The 18,143-nt window shown below is 55.2% G+C and carries 14 protein-coding genes and 2 pseudogenes (1 of these 16 running past the window's edge); all 16 read left to right on the forward strand.

Annotated elements, in window-relative coordinates; genetic code table 11:
- Positions 1-76: 76 nt before the first annotated feature.
- Entirely contained in the window at positions 77-505 is a 429-nt protein-coding gene (rplK, locus tag WE862_RS05450; RefSeq protein ID WP_033114963.1) for a 50S ribosomal protein L11, read from the forward strand.
- Positions 506-509: 4 nt separating this feature from the next.
- Positions 510-1,211 (forward strand): 50S ribosomal protein L1, encoded by a 702-nt coding sequence (gene rplA, locus WE862_RS05455; RefSeq protein ID WP_005339888.1) that lies wholly within the window; start codon positions 510-512, stop codon positions 1,209-1,211.
- A gap of 256 nt (positions 1,212-1,467) precedes the next feature.
- Positions 1,468-1,968, forward strand: coding sequence for a 50S ribosomal protein L10 (rplJ, locus tag WE862_RS05460; RefSeq protein WP_005339895.1), 501 nt, complete (start codon positions 1,468-1,470; stop codon positions 1,966-1,968).
- A 51-nt stretch (positions 1,969-2,019) separates the two neighbouring features.
- Entirely contained in the window at positions 2,020-2,385 is a 366-nt protein-coding gene (rplL, locus tag WE862_RS05465) for a 50S ribosomal protein L7/L12 (RefSeq protein WP_011707702.1), read from the forward strand.
- Between the two features lie 224 nt (positions 2,386-2,609).
- Positions 2,610-6,638 carry a DNA-directed RNA polymerase subunit beta gene (gene rpoB, locus WE862_RS05470; protein ID WP_005341838.1) on the forward strand — a complete coding sequence of 1,343 codons (4,029 nt, stop codon included), beginning with the start codon at positions 2,610-2,612 and terminating at the stop codon, positions 6,636-6,638.
- An 80-nt stretch (positions 6,639-6,718) separates the two neighbouring features.
- Positions 6,719-11,022 (forward strand): annotated as a pseudogene (gene rpoC / locus WE862_RS05475) (DNA-directed RNA polymerase subunit beta').
- Between the two features lie 194 nt (positions 11,023-11,216).
- Positions 11,217-11,934 (forward strand): annotated as a pseudogene (locus WE862_RS05480) (helix-turn-helix transcriptional regulator).
- A 25-nt stretch (positions 11,935-11,959) separates the two neighbouring features.
- Entirely contained in the window at positions 11,960-12,340 is a 381-nt protein-coding gene (locus WE862_RS05485; RefSeq protein WP_033114966.1) for a RidA family protein, read from the forward strand.
- 85 nt (positions 12,341-12,425) lie between these two features.
- Positions 12,426-12,818, forward strand: coding sequence for a sulfurtransferase complex subunit TusD (gene tusD, locus WE862_RS05490; protein ID WP_042032006.1), 393 nt, complete (start codon positions 12,426-12,428; stop codon positions 12,816-12,818).
- Positions 12,819-12,827: 9 nt separating this feature from the next.
- Positions 12,828-13,187 carry a sulfurtransferase complex subunit TusC gene (gene tusC / locus WE862_RS05495; protein WP_042032005.1) on the forward strand — a complete coding sequence of 120 codons (360 nt, stop codon included), beginning with the start codon at positions 12,828-12,830 and terminating at the stop codon, positions 13,185-13,187.
- A 7-nt stretch (positions 13,188-13,194) separates the two neighbouring features.
- A complete protein-coding gene (gene tusB / locus WE862_RS05500) occupies positions 13,195-13,473 on the forward strand; it encodes a sulfurtransferase complex subunit TusB (RefSeq protein WP_042032004.1) in 279 nt (92 codons plus the stop codon).
- A 182-nt stretch (positions 13,474-13,655) separates the two neighbouring features.
- A complete protein-coding gene (gene rpsL / locus WE862_RS05505; protein ID WP_005306278.1) occupies positions 13,656-14,030 on the forward strand; it encodes a 30S ribosomal protein S12 in 375 nt (124 codons plus the stop codon).
- A gap of 93 nt (positions 14,031-14,123) precedes the next feature.
- Positions 14,124-14,594, forward strand: coding sequence for a 30S ribosomal protein S7 (rpsG, locus tag WE862_RS05510; protein WP_005339911.1), 471 nt, complete (start codon positions 14,124-14,126; stop codon positions 14,592-14,594).
- A gap of 75 nt (positions 14,595-14,669) precedes the next feature.
- Positions 14,670-16,775: an elongation factor G gene (fusA, locus tag WE862_RS05515; RefSeq protein ID WP_042032003.1), complete on the forward strand. Its 2,106-nt coding sequence runs from the start codon at positions 14,670-14,672 to the stop codon at positions 16,773-16,775.
- Between the two features lie 54 nt (positions 16,776-16,829).
- The gene (gene tuf, locus WE862_RS05520) at positions 16,830-18,014 is read left to right on the forward strand and encodes an elongation factor Tu (RefSeq protein ID WP_041209577.1); all 1,185 of its coding nucleotides are present in this window, start codon (positions 16,830-16,832) and stop codon (positions 18,012-18,014) included.
- 111 nt (positions 18,015-18,125) lie between these two features.
- Positions 18,126-18,143, forward strand: the beginning of a protein-coding gene (gene gmhB / locus WE862_RS05525; protein ID WP_042032114.1) for a D-glycero-beta-D-manno-heptose 1,7-bisphosphate 7-phosphatase. It continues 525 nt past the right edge of the window; 18 of the gene's 543 nt are visible here — the first part of the coding sequence; the start codon lies at positions 18,126-18,128; its stop codon lies beyond the right edge, outside the window.

Below are 18,143 nucleotides of genomic sequence, written 5' to 3' on the forward strand. Positions count from 1 at the left end.
CCCTTTATTAGTTGGGGAGCCGTTTGCAGGAGCATGTCTCCGAGGCGCTAGAACCCATTTTTGAGGTAATTTCCTAATGGCTAAGAAAGTCACAGCTTATATCAAGCTGCAGGTTGCTGCTGGTGCAGCCAACCCGTCTCCTCCCGTTGGTCCTGCACTGGGTCAACACGGTGTGAACATCATGGAATTCTGTAAGGCGTTCAACGCTCGTACAGAGAAGCTGGAAAAAGGTTCACCGACTCCGGTCGTGATCACCGTTTACAGCGACCGTTCCTTCACCTTCGAAACCAAGACTCCGCCTGCTTCCTTCCTGCTGAAGAAAGCTGCTGGCATCAAGTCTGGTTCTTCCAAGCCGAACAAAGACAAGGTTGGTAAGGTGACCGTTGCCCAGCTGCAAGAAATCGCCAAGACCAAAGAGCCGGATATGACCGGTGCCGATCTGGATGCAAAAGTACGTTGCATCGCCGGCTCCGCTCGTTCCATGGGTCTGGTAGTGGAGGAGTAAGACAATGGCTAAACTGTCCAAGCGTATGCGCGTTATTCGCGAAAAAGTTGACGGTACCAAAGAGTACTCCATCAACGAAGCCATTGCCCTGCTGAAAGAACTGGCTACCGCCAAGTTCGTTGAAAGCGTTGACGTTGCTGTCAACCTGGGTATCGACGCTCGTAAATCTGACCAGAACGTACGTGGTGCAACTGTACTGCCGCACGGTACCGGTCGTGACGTTCGCGTTGCCGTATTTACCCAAGGTGCCAACGCCGAAGCTGCCAAAGCTGCCGGTGCTGACCTGGTAGGTATGGATGACCTGGCCGATCTGGTTAAGAAAGGCGAGATGAACTTCGACGTAGTTATCGCATCCCCGGATGCCATGCGCGTTGTTGGTCAACTGGGTCAAATCCTGGGCCCGCGCGGTCTGATGCCGAACCCGAAAGTTGGTACTGTAACCCCGAACGTTGCCGAAGCCGTCAAGAACGCCAAAGCTGGTCAGGTTCGTTACCGTAACGACAAGAATGGTATCATCCATACCACTCTGGGTAAGGTTTCTTTCAACGAAGTTCAGCTGAAAGAAAACTTGGAAGCTCTGCTGGTTGCCCTGAAAAAAGGCAAGCCCTCTTCCGCCAAAGGTCAATTCATCAAGAAAGTCAGCATCTCCACCACCATGGGTGCCGGTGTTGCCGTAGACCAAGCTTCTCTGGAAGCTCAGGCCTAATTGATGGGTTTTACAAGGCGCAAAATTTAATCTATAATTTTGCGCCTTGATTGGTTGGGGGTTTCGACCTCCGTCCAAGACCGCAGGAGGCTGCAAAGCCTTAATGTTTCCTGCGTAGACGGTGCCGGAAACCCAGCGAGAAAGATTCTTTCTCTTCTGGAATCCTGCTACCGCATCGTTCCCCTCTGTTGTAAAGGTAGGGGGGATGTGTCAGTACTGGGTCATTTGACCCGGATTCAATCCAGGAGTTAAGCCAATGGCATTGGGACTCGAAGACAAAAAGGCAATTGTTGCTGAAGTCAACGAAGCTGCCAAAGGCGCTCTTTCTGCAGTTGTTGCCGATTCTCGCGGTGTAACTGTAGACAAGATGACCGTCCTGCGTAAAACCGCTCGTGAAGCCGGTGTGTACATGCGCGTTGTGCGTAACACCCTGCTGCGTCGCGCGGTAGAAGGTACCGAATACGAGTGCCTGAACGACGCATTTACCGGTCCTACCTTGATTGCTTTCTCTAACGAACACCCGGGCGCTGCTGCTCGTCTGTTCAAAGAGTTTGCCAAAGCGAACCAAAAGTTCGAAATCAAGGCTGGCGCTTTTAACGGTGAGTTTATCGCCGCAGCACAAATTGATCGTCTGGCCACGCTGCCGACTTACGAAGAAGCAATTGCGAAGTTGATGGCTACCATGAAGGAAGCCTCTGCTGGCAAGCTGGTTCGTACTATCGCTGCTGTTCGCGACCAGAAACAAGCTGCTGCTTGATTCTCGCCTATCTAGGCTGTTTGAGTTTATTCAACATCAGGAATTTTTGTCATGTCTATCACTAAAGACCAAATCATCGAAGCCGTTGCTTCCATGTCCGTAATGGAAGTTGTTGAGCTGATCGAAGCTATGGAAGAGAAGTTCGGTGTTTCTGCCGCTGCTGCCGTAATGGCTGGCCCGGCTGCTGCTGAAGCAGTAGAAGAGAAGACCGAGTTCGACGTAGTTCTGACTGCTGCCGGTGCTAACAAAGTTGCCGTTATCAAAGCCGTTCGTGGCGCTACCGGTCTGGGCCTGAAAGAAGCCAAAGATCTGGTAGAAGCTGCTCCGGCTAACCTGAAAGAAGCCGTCTCCAAAGACGAAGCTGAAGCTCTGAAGAAAGAGCTGGAAGCTGCCGGTGCTTCTGTTGAGATCAAATAATCTGCATTTATGTAGATTAGCCTGATAAAACAGGCTAGGGCTGGTGAATTTTTGTTCACCAGCCTTTTTGCGCTGTAGACTGAGAGCATTTCACACCGTTTACGACTCTCGGTGCACCAGCAATCCGGACTGTCTTCTTTCGTCCGGGCCAACACAAAACGGTGTTGAGACAGAGCTGTCCCGCGGGACAGAGTGGGTCACTTATCAGCGAGCTGAGGAACCCTATGGTTTACTCTTATACCGAAAAAAAACGCATTCGTAAGGACTTCGGTAAGCGAGACCAGGTACTGGACACGCCTTATCTGTTGTCCATTCAGCTGGACTCCTTCAAGCAGTTCATCGAGGCTGACCCGGAAGGTGAATATGGCCTAGAGGCCGCTTTCCGTAGCGTTTTCCCGATCACCAGTTACTCCGGTAGTGCTGAGCTTCAGTATGTCAGCTATCGCCTGGGTGAGCCGGTATTTGACGTAAAAGAATGCCAGATCCGTGGAGTGACCTACTCCGCGCCGCTGCGTGTCAAGCTTCGTATGGTTCTGTACGACCGTGAAGCAGCTGCCGGCACCGTCAAAGACATCAAGGAACAAGAAGTATACATGGGCGAAATTCCGCTCATGACCGAGAACGGCACCTTTGTTATCAATGGTACCGAGCGGGTTATCGTTTCCCAGCTGCACCGCAGCCCGGGCGTCTTCTTCGACCACGATAAAGGCAAAACACATTCATCCGGTAAGGTGTTGTATAACGCTCGCGTTATCCCCTACCGTGGCTCCTGGCTGGACTTCGAGTTCGATGCGAAAGACAACCTGTTTGTCCGTATCGACCGTCGTCGCAAACTGCCGGCATCCATCATTCTGCGCGCCCTGGACTTCACTTCCGAAGAGATCCTGGCCACCTTCTTCGAAACCATCGGTTTCGAGGTCAAAGATGGCAAGTTGATGATGGATCTGGTGCCGGAGCGCCTGCGTGGCGAAACTGCGACCTTCGACATCGTGGCCAATGGTGCCGTGGTTGTTGAAACCGGTCGTCGTGTGACTGCCCGTCACATCCGTCAGCTGGAAAAAGATGCCGTTACCCAGATTGAGGTACCGGTTGAGTATGTTGTTGGCAAAGTTGCTGCCAAGGACTACGCACATCCGCAAACTGGCGAACTGGTAGTGGCAGCCAACCAGGCTCTGAGTCTGGAAGCGATTGCCAACCTGTCCCAGGCCGGCTTCAAGCATTTCGAGGTTCTGTTCACCAACGAACTGGACCACGGTGCTTACATGTCCGAGACCCTGCGCGTCGATTCCAGCACCAACCGTCTGGAAGCGCTGGTAGAAATCTACCGCATGATGCGTCCGGGCGAGCCGCCGACACGTGAAGCAGCAGAGCAGCTGTTCGAAAACCTGTTCTTCTCTGCCGAACGTTACGACCTGTCTACCGTAGGTCGGATGAAGTTCAACCGCCGTCTGGGTCGTGAAGACGAGACTGGCGCTGGCGTACTGACCAAAGACGATATCGTCGATGTAATGAAGCGCCTGATCGACATCCGTAACGGTAACGACGAAGTGGACGATATCGACCACCTGGGTAACCGTCGTATCCGTTCTGTCGGTGAAATGGCTGAAAACCAGTTCCGCGTCGGTCTGGTGCGTGTCGAGCGTGCGGTCAAGGAGCGTCTCTCCCTGGGCGACCTGGACACCCTGATGCCGCAGGATCTGATCAACGCCAAGCCGATCTCCGCCGCAGTCAAAGAGTTCTTTGGTTCCAGCCAGCTGTCCCAGTTTATGGACCAGAACAACCCGCTGTCCGAAGTAACCCACAAGCGCCGTATCTCTGCGCTGGGCCCGGGCGGTTTGACTCGTGAGCGTGCCGGCTTTGAAGTCCGAGACGTACACCCGACCCACTATGGTCGTCTGTGCCCGATCGAGACTCCTGAAGGTCCGAACATCGGTCTGATCAACTCCCTGTCCGTGTACTCTCGTACCAACGAGTACGGTTTCCTCGAGACTCCGTACCGCAAGGTCATTGACGGTGTGATCACCGACGAAGTGGACTACCTGTCTGCTATTGAAGAAGGCAAGTACGTGATCGCACAGGCTAACGCCGCGACCACCGAAGATGGCCGTCTGAAAGATGAATTGATCCCGTGCCGTCACAAAGGTGAATCCACCTTTATGAACGCCGACCAGATCCAGTATATGGACGTGAGCCCGCAGCAGATCGTATCTGTGGCAGCGGCCCTGATCCCGTTCCTGGAACACGATGACGCGAACCGCGCATTGATGGGTTCAAACATGCAACGTCAGGCTGTACCGACCCTGCGTGCTGACAAGCCGCTGGTAGGTACCGGTATGGAACGCGCTGTGGCCGTTGACTCCGGTGTAACCGTAGTTGCCAAGCGTGGCGGCATGATCGACTACGTCGATGCCTCCCGTATCGTTATCAAGGTAAATGAAGATGAGCTGATGCCAGGCGAAGCCGGTATCGACATCTACAACCTGACCAAATACACCCGTTCCAACCAGAACACCTGTATCAACCAGCGTCCTTGCGTGATGTTGGGTGAGCCGGTCATGGCTGGCGACGTACTGGCTGACGGCCCGTCCACCGATCTGGGTGAACTGGCTCTGGGTCAGAACATGCGCGTCGCGTTCATGCCGTGGAACGGTTACAACTTCGAAGACTCGATCCTGGTGAACGAGCGTGTTGTTCAGGAAGATCGCCTGACCACCATCCATATCCAGGAACTGGCCTGTATCTCCCGTGACACCAAGCTGGGTCCGGAAGAGATCACTGCTGACATCCCGAACGTGGGTGAAGCCGCTCTGTCCAAGCTGGACGAGTCCGGTATCGTCTACGTGGGTGCCGAAGTGAAGGGCGGCGACATTCTGGTTGGTAAGGTAACGCCGAAAGGTGAAACCCAGCTGACGCCGGAAGAGAAGCTGCTGCGCGCCATCTTCGGTGAGAAGGCGTCCGACGTGAAGGACTCTTCCCTGCGTGTACCGAACGGTGTGTACGGCACCGTGGTTGACGTGCAAGTCTTTACCCGCGATGGCGTGGAAAAAGACAAGCGCGCCAAAGAAATCGAAGAGATGCAGCTGAAGGAAGCGAAGAAGGACTTGACCGAAGAGTTCAAGATCCTGGAAGACGGCATTTTCGGCCGCTCCCGCAACCTGCTGCTGGCCGCCGGTTACAGCGAAGATCGTCTGAACAAGCTGGAGCGTTCCAAGTGGTTTGAACTGGCCATCGAAGATGAAGCCAAGCAGACCGAACTGGAGCAGATCGCTGAACAGCACGTTGAGCTGAAAGCCGAGTTCGACAAGAAGTTCGAGAACAAGCGTCGCAAGATTATCCAGGGTGATGATCTGGCGCCGGGCGTACTGAAAATCGTCAAGGTTTATCTGGCAGTCAAGCGTCGCATCCAGCCGGGTGACAAGATGGCGGGCCGTCACGGTAACAAGGGTGTTATCTCCAAGATCTGTCCGGTCGAGGATATGCCTCATGACGAGTTCGGCCGTCCGGTCGACATCGTACTGAACCCGTTGGGCGTACCGTCTCGTATGAACATCGGTCAGATCCTCGAAGTGCACCTGGGCCTCGCGGCCAAGGGTATCGGCGAGAAGATCGATCGCATGGTCAAAGAGCAGCGCGAGCTGCACGAGATGCGCAACTTCCTGCAGCAGGTCTACGACCTGGGCGAGAAGGACACCCAGCAAGTGAACATCGCCGAACTGTCTGACGACGACGTACGTACCCTGGTGGGTAACCTGCGTAAGGGTCTGCCGGTTGCTACTCCGGTCTTTGATGGTGCCAAAGAGCGCGAAATCAAAGCCCTGCTGAAGCTGGCCGATCTGCCGGAGTCCGGTCAGATTGATCTGTTCGACGGCCGTACCGGTAACCGCTTCGAGCGTAAAGTAACCGTTGGTTACATGTACATGCTCAAGCTGAACCACCTGGTCGACGACAAGATGCACGCGCGTTCTACCGGTTCTTACAGCCTGGTTACCCAGCAGCCGCTGGGTGGTAAGGCTCAGTTCGGTGGTCAGCGTTTCGGTGAGATGGAAGTGTGGGCCCTGGAGGCTTACGGTGCGGCATATACCCTGCAGGAGATGCTGACCGTCAAGTCTGACGATGTGAATGGCCGTACCAAGATGTACAAGAACATCGTGGATGGCGACCACCGTATGGAGCCGGGCATGCCCGAATCCTTCAACGTATTGCTGAAGGAAATCCGCTCTCTGGGTATCAACATCGAGCTGGACGAAGAGTAAGAGCTCGCTCTTATTGTTCGAGAATTGACGTGGGCGCCCCGAGAGGGGCGCCGAGGTTAGACTCCTGACAGGGGAAACACGTGAAAGACTTACTCAAGTTTTTGAAGGCTCAGACCAAGACCGAAGAGTTTGACAGTATCAAGATCGGTCTGGCCTCTCCTGACATGATCCGCTCCTGGTCATTCGGTGAGGTCAAAAAGCCTGAGACCATCAACTACCGGACTTTCAAGCCGGAGCGTGATGGTCTGTTCTGCGCCCGTATCTTCGGACCGGTGAAGGACTACGAGTGTCTGTGCGGCAAGTACAAGCGCCTGAAACACCGTGGTGTGATCTGTGAGAAGTGCGGCGTTGAAGTGACCCAGACCAAGGTCCGTCGTGAGCGTATGGGCCACATCGAGCTGGCCAGCCCGACTGCCCACATCTGGTTCCTGAAGTCCCTGCCGTCCCGTATCGGTCTGCTGCTGGACATGACCCTGCGCGACATCGAGCGCGTGCTCTACTTCGAATCTTTCGTAGTAATCGAGCCGGGCATGACCAACCTCGAACGCAGCCAGATGCTCTCTGAAGAGCAGTACCTGGATGCGCTGGAAGAGTGGGGCGACGAATTTGACGCCAAGATGGGTGCCGAAGCAATCTTGGCATTGCTGCGCGCCATCGATCTGGAAGGTGAAGTCAAAGCGATGCGTGAGGAGCTGGATCAGACCAACTCCGAGACCAAGCGCAAGAAGACCACCAAGCGTCTGAAGCTGATGGAAGCTTTCCTGCAGTCCGGCAACAAGCCGGAGTGGATGATCATGACAGTGCTGCCTGTGCTGCCGCCGGACCTGCGTCCGCTGGTACCGCTGGACGGTGGCCGTTTCGCGACTTCCGATCTGAACGATCTGTACCGTCGCGTGATCAACCGTAACAACCGCTTGAAGCGTCTGCTGGATCTGGCTGCTCCGGACATCATCGTGCGCAACGAAAAGCGCATGCTGCAAGAGTCCGTCGATGCGCTGCTGGATAACGGCCGTCGCGGTCGTGCCATCACCGGTTCCAACAAGCGCCCGCTGAAATCCCTGGCCGACATGATCAAGGGTAAGCAGGGTCGTTTCCGTCAGAACCTGCTCGGTAAGCGTGTCGACTACTCCGGTCGTTCCGTTATCACCGTAGGCCCGACTCTGCGTCTGCATCAGTGCGGTCTGCCGAAGAAGATGGCTCTGGAACTGTTCAAGCCGTTCATCTATGGCAAGCTGGAAACCCGTGGTCTGGCGACCACTATCAAGGCCGCCAAGAAGATGGTGGAGCGCGAAGAAGCTGTCGTTTGGGATATCCTGGACGAAGTTATCCGCGAGCACCCGGTTCTGCTGAACCGTGCACCGACTCTGCACCGTCTGGGTATCCAGGCATTCGAACCGACTCTGGTCGAAGGCAAGGCAATCCAGCTGCACCCGCTCGTTTGTGCTGCGTATAACGCGGACTTCGATGGTGACCAGATGGCTGTTCACGTACCGCTGACCCTGGAAGCCCAGCTGGAAGCGCGTGCGCTGATGATGTCTACCAACAACATCCTGTCGCCTGCATCCGGTGAGCCGATCATCGTTCCTTCTCAGGACGTGGTCTTGGGTCTGTACTACATGACCCGCGCCCGCATCAATGCGAAGGGTGAAGGTATGGTGCTGTCCGGCCCGAAAGAGGCCGAGAAAGTGTACCGTGCCGGTCTGGCCGACCTGCATGCTCGCGTCAAGTGCCGTATCACCGAGTACGTGAAGAACGAAGCCGGTGAACTGGTTGCCAAGACCGAGATGAAGAACACCACCGTTGGTCGTGCGATTCTGAGCCTGATCCTGCCGAAAGGCATGGAATACGCCCTGATCGACGAGCCGAAGGTGCTGACTGCTGCCGAGCAGGCCGATCTGGACGCCAATCCGCAGAACTGGATCAAATCCGTATCCAACAAGGCGCTGGGCAAAAAGCTCATCTCCCGTCTGCTGAACACCTGCTATCGCAAGCAGGGGCTGAAGGACACCGTTATCTTCGCTGACCAGCTGATGTATACCGGTTTCCACTACGCGGCGCTGTCCGGTGCTTCCGTTGGTATCGATGACATGGTCATCCCGGATGCCAAAAAAGACATCATTGCTTCTGCCGAAGCCGAAGTTGCCGAGATCCAGGCCAGTTCCTGTCCGGTCTGGTAACTGCGGGCGAACGTTACAACAAGGTTATCGATATCTGGGCCAGCGCCAACGAGCGCGTCTCCAAGGCCATGATGGAGAACTTGTCCAAAGAGCGTAACGTCAACTCGCTGGGTGATGAAGAAGAGCAGGCATCGTTCAACAGCATCTTTATGATGGCCGACTCTGGTGCGCGGGGTTCCGCTGCCCAGATCCGTCAGCTGGCCGGTATGCGTGGCCTGATGGCCAAGCCGGATGGCTCCATCATCGAGACCCCGATCATCGCGAACTTCCGCGAAGGTCTGAACGTACTGCAGTACTTTATCTCTACCCACGGTGCTCGTAAGGGTCTGGCGGATACTGCACTGAAGACTGCGAACTCCGGTTACCTGACTCGTCGTCTGGTAGACGTGGCGCAGGACATGGTGATCACCGAGGACGATTGCGGCACTACCGAAGGTCTGTGGATGACTCCGCTGATCGAAGGTGGCGACGTGGTCGAGCCGCTGCGTGAGCGTGTGCTGGGTCGTGTGGTGGCAGAAGATGTCATCAAGCCGGGTACCGAGGACGAGATCCTGGTTGCTCGCAACACCCTGCTCGACGAGCAGCTGTGTGACCTGCTGGAACGCAACTCCGTTGACCGTGTGAAGGTACGTTCTGCCATCACCTGTGAAACTGACTTCGGTAACTGTGCTCACTGCTACGGCCGTGACCTGGCCCGTGGTCACCTGGTGAACAAGGGTGAGGCTGTCGGTGTTATCGCCGCCCAGTCCATCGGTGAGCCGGGTACCCAGCTGACAATGCGTACGTTCCACATCGGTGGTGCCGCATCTCGTGCCGCAGCAGAGAGCAGCATCCAGGTGAAGAACACCGGTAGCATCAAGCTGCAGAACGCCAAGTTCGTTCACAACAGCGATGACAAACTGGTTATCACCTCCCGTTCTACCGAACTGACCATCATGGACGACATGGGCCGTACCAAGGAAAGCCACAAGCTGCCTTACGGTTCCGTGCTGGAAGTGAAGGACGGCCAGGCAGTGAACGCCGGCGAAACCGTTGCTAACTGGGATCCGCACACTCACCCGATCATCACTGAAGTGGCAGGTCGTCTGCACTTCGAACACATGATCGATGGCGTGACCATCACTCGTCAGACCGACGAGCTGACCGGTCTCTCCTCTATCGTCGTGCTGGACGTCAACGAGCGTCCGAGCGCCGGTAAAGAGATGCGTCCGACCGTTAAACTGGTCGACCTGAACGGCAACGACGTGATGATCCCGGGTACCGATGTAGCCGCCCAGTACTTCCTGCCGGGCAAGGCGATCGTGAACCTGGAAGATGGTGCCAACGTGGGCGTGGGTGACGCGGTAGCGCGTATCCCGCAAGAGTCCGGCGGTACCAAGGACATCACCGGTGGTCTGCCGCGCGTTGCGGATCTGTTCGAAGCACGTCAACCGAAGGAACCGGCTATTCTGGCCGAGATCTCCGGTACCATCTCCTTCGGGAAAGAGACCAAAGGCAAGCGCCGTCTGGTCATCACCCCGACCGATGGTGGCAACGTCTACGAGGAGATGATTCCGAAGTGGCGTAACCTGAACGTGTTCGAAGGTGAAAAAGTTGAGAAGGGTGAAGTGCTGGCGGATGGTCCTGAGTCTGCTCACGATATCCTGCGTCTGCGCGGTATCAGCCCGGTCGCCAACTACATCGCCAACGAAGTGCAGGACGTTTACCGTCTGCAAGGCGTTAAGATCAACGACAAGCACATCGAAGTCATCGTTCGTCAGATGCTGCGCAAGTGCGAGATCCTGACTGCTGGCGACACCGACCTGATCGAAGGCGAACAGGTTGAAGTGGCTCGCGTGAAGATTGCCAACCGTAAGCTGGTTGCCGAGGGCAAGACCCCTGCGACCTACCGTCATGTTCTGATGGGTATTACCAAGGCATCTCTGAGCACCGAGTCCTTCATCTCCGCGGCTTCCTTCCAGGAAACCACTCGCGTTCTGACCGAAGCCGCCGTTGGTGGCAAGCGTGACGAACTGCGTGGCCTGAAAGAGAACGTCATTGTGGGTCGTCTGATCCCGGCTGGTACCGGCTTTGCCTACCACCACAGCCGGATCAACCAGCGTGCTGCTGCAGCTCGTGCTGTTGGCACCCCGCAGGTGACCGCAGATGAAGCTGAGCAGAACCTGGCGGATCTGCTGAACGCTGCCGGTAGCTTCGACGAAGAGTAACTCGTCAACCGTGATTAAAAAGGGCTCCTTCAAGGAGCCCTTTTTGTTGGCCATTTGATCGGCAAAGGCTGACGCCACGCGGGTTTCAGGATGATCCAGAGCAAAGTTGTAGAGTAAAAAATCAAAAAAAGTTGACTTTGCTCTCCTGCGATTTGACACTCGGCAAAGTTGAATGGTTATTACAGGGGTAGAACATGACTGTCGGTATCGAGGAAGCCATGCTTCCCGAAGAACAGCTGATCAGCCGCACTTTTACAGATGAAGACAGGGAATTGTTGCGCTCATACGATGGGCTCATCGACGGCTTGGCCGAATTGTTCGGCAAGCATTGTGAAGTGGTGCTCCACTCCCTGGAAAATCTGCACGAGTCAGTGATCAAGATCGCCAACGGCTTTAACACCGGACGTACCCTCGGGGCGCCCATCACCGATCTGGCACTGCGGATGCTCAAGGACATCGAGAGCACCGGCCAGGATTACACCCAGAGCTATTTTGCTCGCAGCCGCACCGGCGCCCTGATGAAGTCGAGCACCATCGCCATCAGGAACAGTGAACGCCAGGTGATCGGTCTTATCTGCATCAACCTGCATATCAATGCACCTTTCCACGAGTTCGTGGCCGAATTTTTCCCGACGCCCCAGCAGGCGGCGCGCCAGTCACCAGAGACCTTTGCCAACAGCGTCGAAGAGCTTGTTGCCCAGACCGTGGACAATACCATCGACGAGATCAACCGCGATCCTACTGTGGCCAACAATGCCAAAAACCGCTTCATCGTCACTCAATTGTTCGAGAAGGGTATTTTTTGACATCAAGGACTCCATCAACATGGTGGCGGACAAACTCAATATTTCGAAACATACCGTTTATCTCTACATCCGACAGCGCAAGCAGGGTGAAGACGAAAACGAGTAACTCAATTCCATAAGGGGATAGATGAATGGCTAAAGAAGTGATTGCAACCGACAAGGCGCCTGCCGCCATTGGTCCTTATGTTCAGGCGACCAAGGTAGGCGAGATGATCTTCACCTCCGGGCAGATCCCGCTTGATCCTGCCACCATGGAGATCGTTGCCGGTGGCATCGAAGCTCAGGCCGAGCAGGTCATGAAGAACCTGATCGCCGTATTGCAGGCTGCCGGTGCCGATGCTGGCAAGGTAGTGAAAACCACCTGCTTCCTGAGTGACATGAACGACTTCGTAGCCTTCAATCAGGTCTATGCCCGTTACTTCGGTGATGCCGCACCGGCCCGCTCCTGCGTGGAAGTGGCCCGTCTGCCGAAAGATGTGCTGGTCGAGGTTGAGGCCATCGCCCACCTCTGATCGCCAACTGCTAAAAAGCCCCTCATGGCAGGGGCTTTTTTGTTTTTGGCGTAAAATGGACAGGCATCAGTACAGGAGCCTTGTTATGAGTCTGAGTTTTGCCCTGCTGGTGACCGGGCCTGCCTATGGCACCCAGTCCGCCAGCACCGCCTACCGCTTTGCCCGCAGCCTGTTGGCTCAGGGTCATACCCTCTCTCACCTCTTCTTCTATCAGGATGGGGTCTGCAACGGCAACGGCCTGCATCTTCCCGCTTCCGATGAGACCGACCTGGTACGTCTGTGGCGAGAGCTGGCAGAGGAGCAGGGGATCCGCATCGATGTCTGTGTCGCTGCCGCCATGCGACGCGGGGTGGTCGATGAGCAGGAGGCCAAGGGGGCAGGGCAGGCTAACTTCAATCTGCAAGCGCCATTTTGCCTGAGCGGGCTTGGCCAGCTGGCCGAAGCTGCCCTGACCGCCGATCGGCTGGTTCAGTTCTAGGGAGTGACCATGAACAAGAAAATCGCATTTATTTGCAGTCGTGGCCCCCATGGCCACGCTGCCGGTCGGGAGGGGCTGGATGCCCTGCTGGCCACCTCGGCCATGACCGATGAGCTGGCACTCTTCCTGATTGGTGACGGCGTGTTGCAACTGCTTAAAGAACAACAGCCGCAGGCCATCTTGCAGCGCCACTATGCGCCAACCTTCAAGATGCTCGAACTCTATGACATCGAGGAGGTGTACGTCTGTGCCGACTCGCTGGCCGAGCGCGGCGTGACGGTCGAGGATCTGCTGATGCCGGTCGAAATCCTGTCGCGGGCAGAGATGGCCAGCCAGTGGTCACAATGCGCGACGCACATCAGCTTCTGAGGTCCCCATGTTGCATCTGATCTTGAATTCCCCTTTCCAGAGCCAGGCACTGGCTCAGGCGCTCTCATACCTGCAAGTTGGCGATGAGCTGGTGCTGATGCAGGATGCCGTCATTGCGGCCTGTGCGCCCCAGTGGTGCGAACAGCTGGCCGGGATCCCGCTACACGTTATGACAGAAGATCTGCTGGCGCGAGGTTTGCGTCATCAAGTGGGCGATTTACTGGATATGGCCGGTCTGGTCGAGCTGATTGCACAAAAAGGCTCCCCCAGAACCTGGGCTGGCTGATTGCCATATTTTTACGTTAATTCAAAGAATTATGAAAAATCCATGCGGATCCGATTTGCCCTTCTATGCCACAAACTGTATAAATCTTGACTCCCCAGACAACAGGGCATAAAATTTCGCGTCCCCGTATATGCGGGGAGGATTTTCCACACGTTTATGAAGTCATTATCAGGAGCCTTTTGATGGCAACTATTAACCAGTTGGTTCGCAAGCCACGCATCAAGCTCGTTGTGAAAAGCAACGTGCCGGCGTTGGAAGCGTGCCCTCAGAAGCGTGGCGTATGCACTCGTGTATATACCACCACCCCGAAGAAGCCTAACTCTGCATTGCGTAAAGTGTGCCGTGTACGTCTGACCAACGGCTTCGAAGTCACCTCCTACATCGGTGGTGAAGGTCACAACCTGCAAGAGCACTCTGTTGTTCTGATCCGTGGCGGTCGTGTAAAAGACTTGCCAGGTGTTCGTTATCACACCGTTCGTGGTGCGTTGGACTGTGCCGGTGTTAAAGACCGTAAGCAGGCTCGCTCCAAGTATGGCGTGAAGCGTCCTAAAGCTTAATGGTTCTCCGTTAAGTAAGGCCAAACGTTAATTCGTTTCTAGTTAGATAGCTTTCTAGTTTTGGGTAATCCCTGAAGTTACGGAGAATTTGAAATGCCAAGACGTCGTGTTGTTGGTCAGCGTAAAATCCTGCCAGATCCCAAGTTCGGATCAGAGCTGCTGGCTAAATTTGTCAACGTAGTAATGGTTGACGGTAAGAAATCTGTTGCAGAAGCCATTGTTTATGGCGCCCTGGACATCATTGCCACCAAATCTGGCAAAGAGCACCTGGCCGTATTCGAAGAAGCTCTGGATAACATTCGTCCGGCGGTCGAGGTTAAATCTCGTCGCGTCGGTGGTGCAACCTATCAGGTGCCGGTAGAAGTTCGTCCGGTACGTCGCAATGCTCTGGCAATGCGCTGGTTGGTTGATGCCGCTCGTAAACGTGGTGAAAAATCAATGGCTCAGCGTCTGGCTGGCGAGCTGCTGGATGCCGCTGACAATAAGGGTTCGTCTGTCAAGAAACGTGAAGACGTTCACCGTATGGCTGAAGCGAACAAAGCCTTCGCTCACTTCCGCTGGTAATCCGCTTGCGCAGGGTCTTTTGGCTCTGCGCACCTTTAATTATCTAGGGACAAGCGCCTTAGTAAGAGGATGACAATGGCTCGTACAACCCCCATTGAGCGTTATCGTAATATCGGTATCTCCGCTCACATTGACGCCGGTAAGACTACTACTACCGAGCGTGTACTGTTTTACACCGGTGTAAGTCACAAGATCGGTGAAGTTCACGATGGCGCTGCCACCATGGACTGGATGGAACAGGAACAAGAGCGTGGTATCACCATCACCTCCGCCGCGACCACCGCTTTCTGGTCCGGTATGGGTAAACAGTTCCAACCGCACCGTATCAACATCATCGATACCCCCGGCCACGTTGACTTTACTATCGAAGTAGAGCGTTCAATGCGTGTTCTGGACGGTGCCGTGATGGTGTACTGTGCCGTAGGTGGCGTACAGCCACAGTCTGAAACCGTATGGCGTCAGGCTAACAAGTACAAGGTTCCCCGTATCGCGTTCGTCAACAAGATGGACCGTACCGGTGCCAACTTCCTGCGCTGCGTTGAGCACATCAAGACCCGTCTGAAAGGCGTTCCGGTTCCCCTTCAGCTGAACATCGGCTCTGAAGAGAACTTCAAGGGCGTTGTTGACCTGGTCAAGATGAAAGCCATCAACTGGAATGAAGCTGATCAGGGCGTATCCTTCGATTACGAAGACGTCCCGGCCGAGCTGCTGGAACAGGCGCAAGAAATGCGCATGAATCTGGTTGAAGCCGCTGCTGAAGCGTCTGAAGACCTGATGGAAAAATACCTGGGCGGCGAAGAGCTGACCGAGGAAGAGATCAAAGGTGCTCTGCGTCAGCGTGTGCTGAACAACGAGATCATCCTGGTAACCTGTGGCTCCGCATTCAAGAACAAGGGCGTACAGGCAATGCTGGATGCCGTGATCGAGTATCTGCCGGCGCCGACTGACGTTGCTGCTATCGACGGCCTGAAAATGGACGGCGAGACCAAAGACGAGCGTCACGCTTCCGATGACGAGCCGTTCTCTGCTCTGGCGTTCAAGATCGCTACCGACCCGTTCGTTGGTAACCTGACCTTCTTCCGTGTCTACTCTGGCGTGATCAACTCCGGTGACACCGTGCTGAACTCCGTCAAGGACAAGCGCGAGCGTTTTGGTCGTATCGTTCAGATGCATGCCAACAAGCGTGAAGAGATCAAAGAAGTACGCGCTGGTGACATCGCTGCTGCTATCGGTCTGAAAGACGTGACTACTGGTGACACCCTGTGTGACCCGAACGCACCGATCATCCTCGAGCGTATGGAATTCCCGGAGCCGGTAATTTCTATCGCGGTTGAGCCGAAAACCAAGGCTGACCAGGAGAAGATGGGTCTGGCTCTGGGCCGTCTGGCTCAGGAAGATCCGTCCTTCCGCGTATGGACTGACGAAGAGTCAGGTCAAACCATCATCGCCGGTATGGGTGAGCTGCACCTGGACATCATCGTTGACCGTATGCGTCGCGAGTTCAAGGTAGAAGCGAACGTAGGTAAGCCGCAGGTTGCCTACCGTGAAACCATTCGTACCGCCGTTAAAGACATCGAAGGCAAACATGCCAAGCAGTCTGGTGGTCGCGGTCAGTACGGTCACGTTGTGATCGACATGTACCCGCTGGAAGAAGGCAAAGCCTACGAATTCGTCAACGACATCAAAGGCGGCGTCATTCCTGGTGAATTCATCCCGGGTGTTGATAAAGGTATCCGCGAGCAGCTCAAATCTGGCCCGCTGGCTGGTTACCCGGTTATGGATCTGGGTGTGCGTCTGCACTTCGGTTCCTACCACGATGTCGACTCTTCCGAACTGGCGTTCAAAATCGCTGCTTCCATGGCCTTTAAGGCTGGCTTCATGAAAGCCAACCCGGTTCTGCTGGAACCGATCATGAAAGTAGAAGTTGAAACTCCGGAAGATTACATGGGCGACGTTATCGGTGACCTGAACCGTCGTCGTGGCCTGATCGAAGGTATGGAAGATGGCCCGTCCGGCAAGATCGTACGTGCTCTGGTGCCGCTGGCCGAAATGTTCGGTTATGCAACTGCACTGCGTTCCGCTACCCAGGGTCGTGCTTCCTACGCCATGGAATTCGCCAAGTATCACGATGCACCGACCAACGTTGCACAAGCCGTGATCGAAGAGCGCAAATCCAAGTAATTTAAGATTCCCCGCCTACGACGGTAGGCGGGTTTAACCTAGAAGGACTACGTCGTGTCTAAAGAAAAATTTGAGCGTAATAAACCGCACGTTAACGTCGGCACCATCGGCCACGTTGACCACGGTAAAACCACCCTGACTGCAGCTATCACCAACGTGCTGGCCAAGCACTTCGGTGGTAAAGCTTTCGCCTTCGACCAGATCGACAAGGCACCGGAAGAGCGTGAGCGTGGTATCACCATCAACACCTCCCACGTAGAATACGACACCGCTACCCGTCACTACGCGCACGTAGACTGCCCGGGTCACGCCGACTACGTTAAAAACATGATCACCGGTGCTGCCCAGATGGACGGCGCGATCCTGGTAGTAGCAGCGACTGACGGCCCGATGCCGCAGACTCGTGAGCACATCCTGCTGGGTCGTCAGGTAGGCGTTCCGTACATCATCGTGTTCATGAACAAGTGTGACATGGTAGATGACGAAGAGCTGCTGGAACTGGTCGAGATGGAAGTTCGCGAACTGCTGTCCGAGTACGACTTCCCGGGTGATGACCTGCCGGTAGTCCGTGGTTCCGCACTGAAAGCGCTGGAAGGCGAAGCTCAGTGGGAAGAGAAGATCCTGGAACTGGCTGGCCATCTGGACAGCTACATTCCGGAGCCGGAGCGTGCAATCGACCTGCCGTTCCTGATGCCGATCGAAGACGTATTCTCCATCGCTGGCCGTGGTACCGTAGTAACCGGTCGTGTAGAGCGTGGTATCGTTAAAGTTGGTGAAGAAGTGGAAATCGTTGGTATCAAAGATACCACCAAGACCACCTGTACCGGCGTTGAAATGTTCCGCAAACTGCTGGACGAAGGTCGTGCAGGCGAGAACATCGGTGCACTGCTGCGTGGCGTGAAGCGTGAAGACGTAGAGCGTGGTCAGGTACTGGCCAAGCCGGGCACCATCAAGCCGCACACCAAGTTTGAATCTGAAGTGTACGTACTGTCCAAAGAAGAAGGTGGTCGTCATACCCCGTTCTTCAAAGGCTACCGTCCGCAGTTCTACTTCCGTACTACCGACGTGACCGGTACCATCGAACTGCCGGAAGGCGTAGAGATGGTAATGCCGGGCGACAACATCAAGATGGTTGTTACCCTGATTGCGCCGATCGCGATGGACGACGGCCTGCGTTTCGCTATCCGTGAAGGTGGCCGTACCGTAGGTGCTGGTGTTGTAGCTAAAGTTATCGCTTAATCGATACTTTAAATGCACACATGAAAGGGGTGGCTTCGGCCGCCCCTTTTGTTTTTGGGCTTTATCTGCCCTGTGAGATACTGGGCAAAACCATTGATTGAGGTAGTTTCCGTGAGCAAACCCGCCATT

Source organism: Aeromonas jandaei (assembly GCF_037890695.1).
GTDB classification, from domain to species: Bacteria; Pseudomonadota; Gammaproteobacteria; order Enterobacterales; family Aeromonadaceae; genus Aeromonas; species Aeromonas jandaei.

What these genes read in the sequence shown, in the direction of transcription:
- rpsL (WP_005306278.1), top strand. Translation starts at nt 13,656, where the DNA reads ATGGCAACTATTAACCAGTTGGTTCGCAAGCCACGCATCAAGCTCGTT.
- tusC (WP_042032005.1), top strand. Translation starts at nt 12,828, where the DNA reads ATGAACAAGAAAATCGCATTTATTTGCAGTCGTGGCCCCCATGGCCAC.
- rplJ (WP_005339895.1), top strand. Translation starts at nt 1,468, where the DNA reads ATGGCATTGGGACTCGAAGACAAAAAGGCAATTGTTGCTGAAGTCAAC.
- rplK (WP_033114963.1), top strand. Translation starts at nt 77, where the DNA reads ATGGCTAAGAAAGTCACAGCTTATATCAAGCTGCAGGTTGCTGCTGGT.
- rplA (WP_005339888.1), top strand. Translation starts at nt 510, where the DNA reads ATGGCTAAACTGTCCAAGCGTATGCGCGTTATTCGCGAAAAAGTTGAC.
- tusB (WP_042032004.1), top strand. Translation starts at nt 13,195, where the DNA reads ATGTTGCATCTGATCTTGAATTCCCCTTTCCAGAGCCAGGCACTGGCT.
- WE862_RS05485 (WP_033114966.1), top strand. Translation starts at nt 11,960, where the DNA reads ATGGCTAAAGAAGTGATTGCAACCGACAAGGCGCCTGCCGCCATTGGT.
- rpsG (WP_005339911.1), top strand. Translation starts at nt 14,124, where the DNA reads ATGCCAAGACGTCGTGTTGTTGGTCAGCGTAAAATCCTGCCAGATCCC.
- rpoB (WP_005341838.1), top strand. Translation starts at nt 2,610, where the DNA reads ATGGTTTACTCTTATACCGAAAAAAAACGCATTCGTAAGGACTTCGGT.
- rplL (WP_011707702.1), top strand. Translation starts at nt 2,020, where the DNA reads ATGTCTATCACTAAAGACCAAATCATCGAAGCCGTTGCTTCCATGTCC.
- tusD (WP_042032006.1), top strand. Translation starts at nt 12,426, where the DNA reads ATGAGTCTGAGTTTTGCCCTGCTGGTGACCGGGCCTGCCTATGGCACC.
- fusA (WP_042032003.1), top strand. Translation starts at nt 14,670, where the DNA reads ATGGCTCGTACAACCCCCATTGAGCGTTATCGTAATATCGGTATCTCC.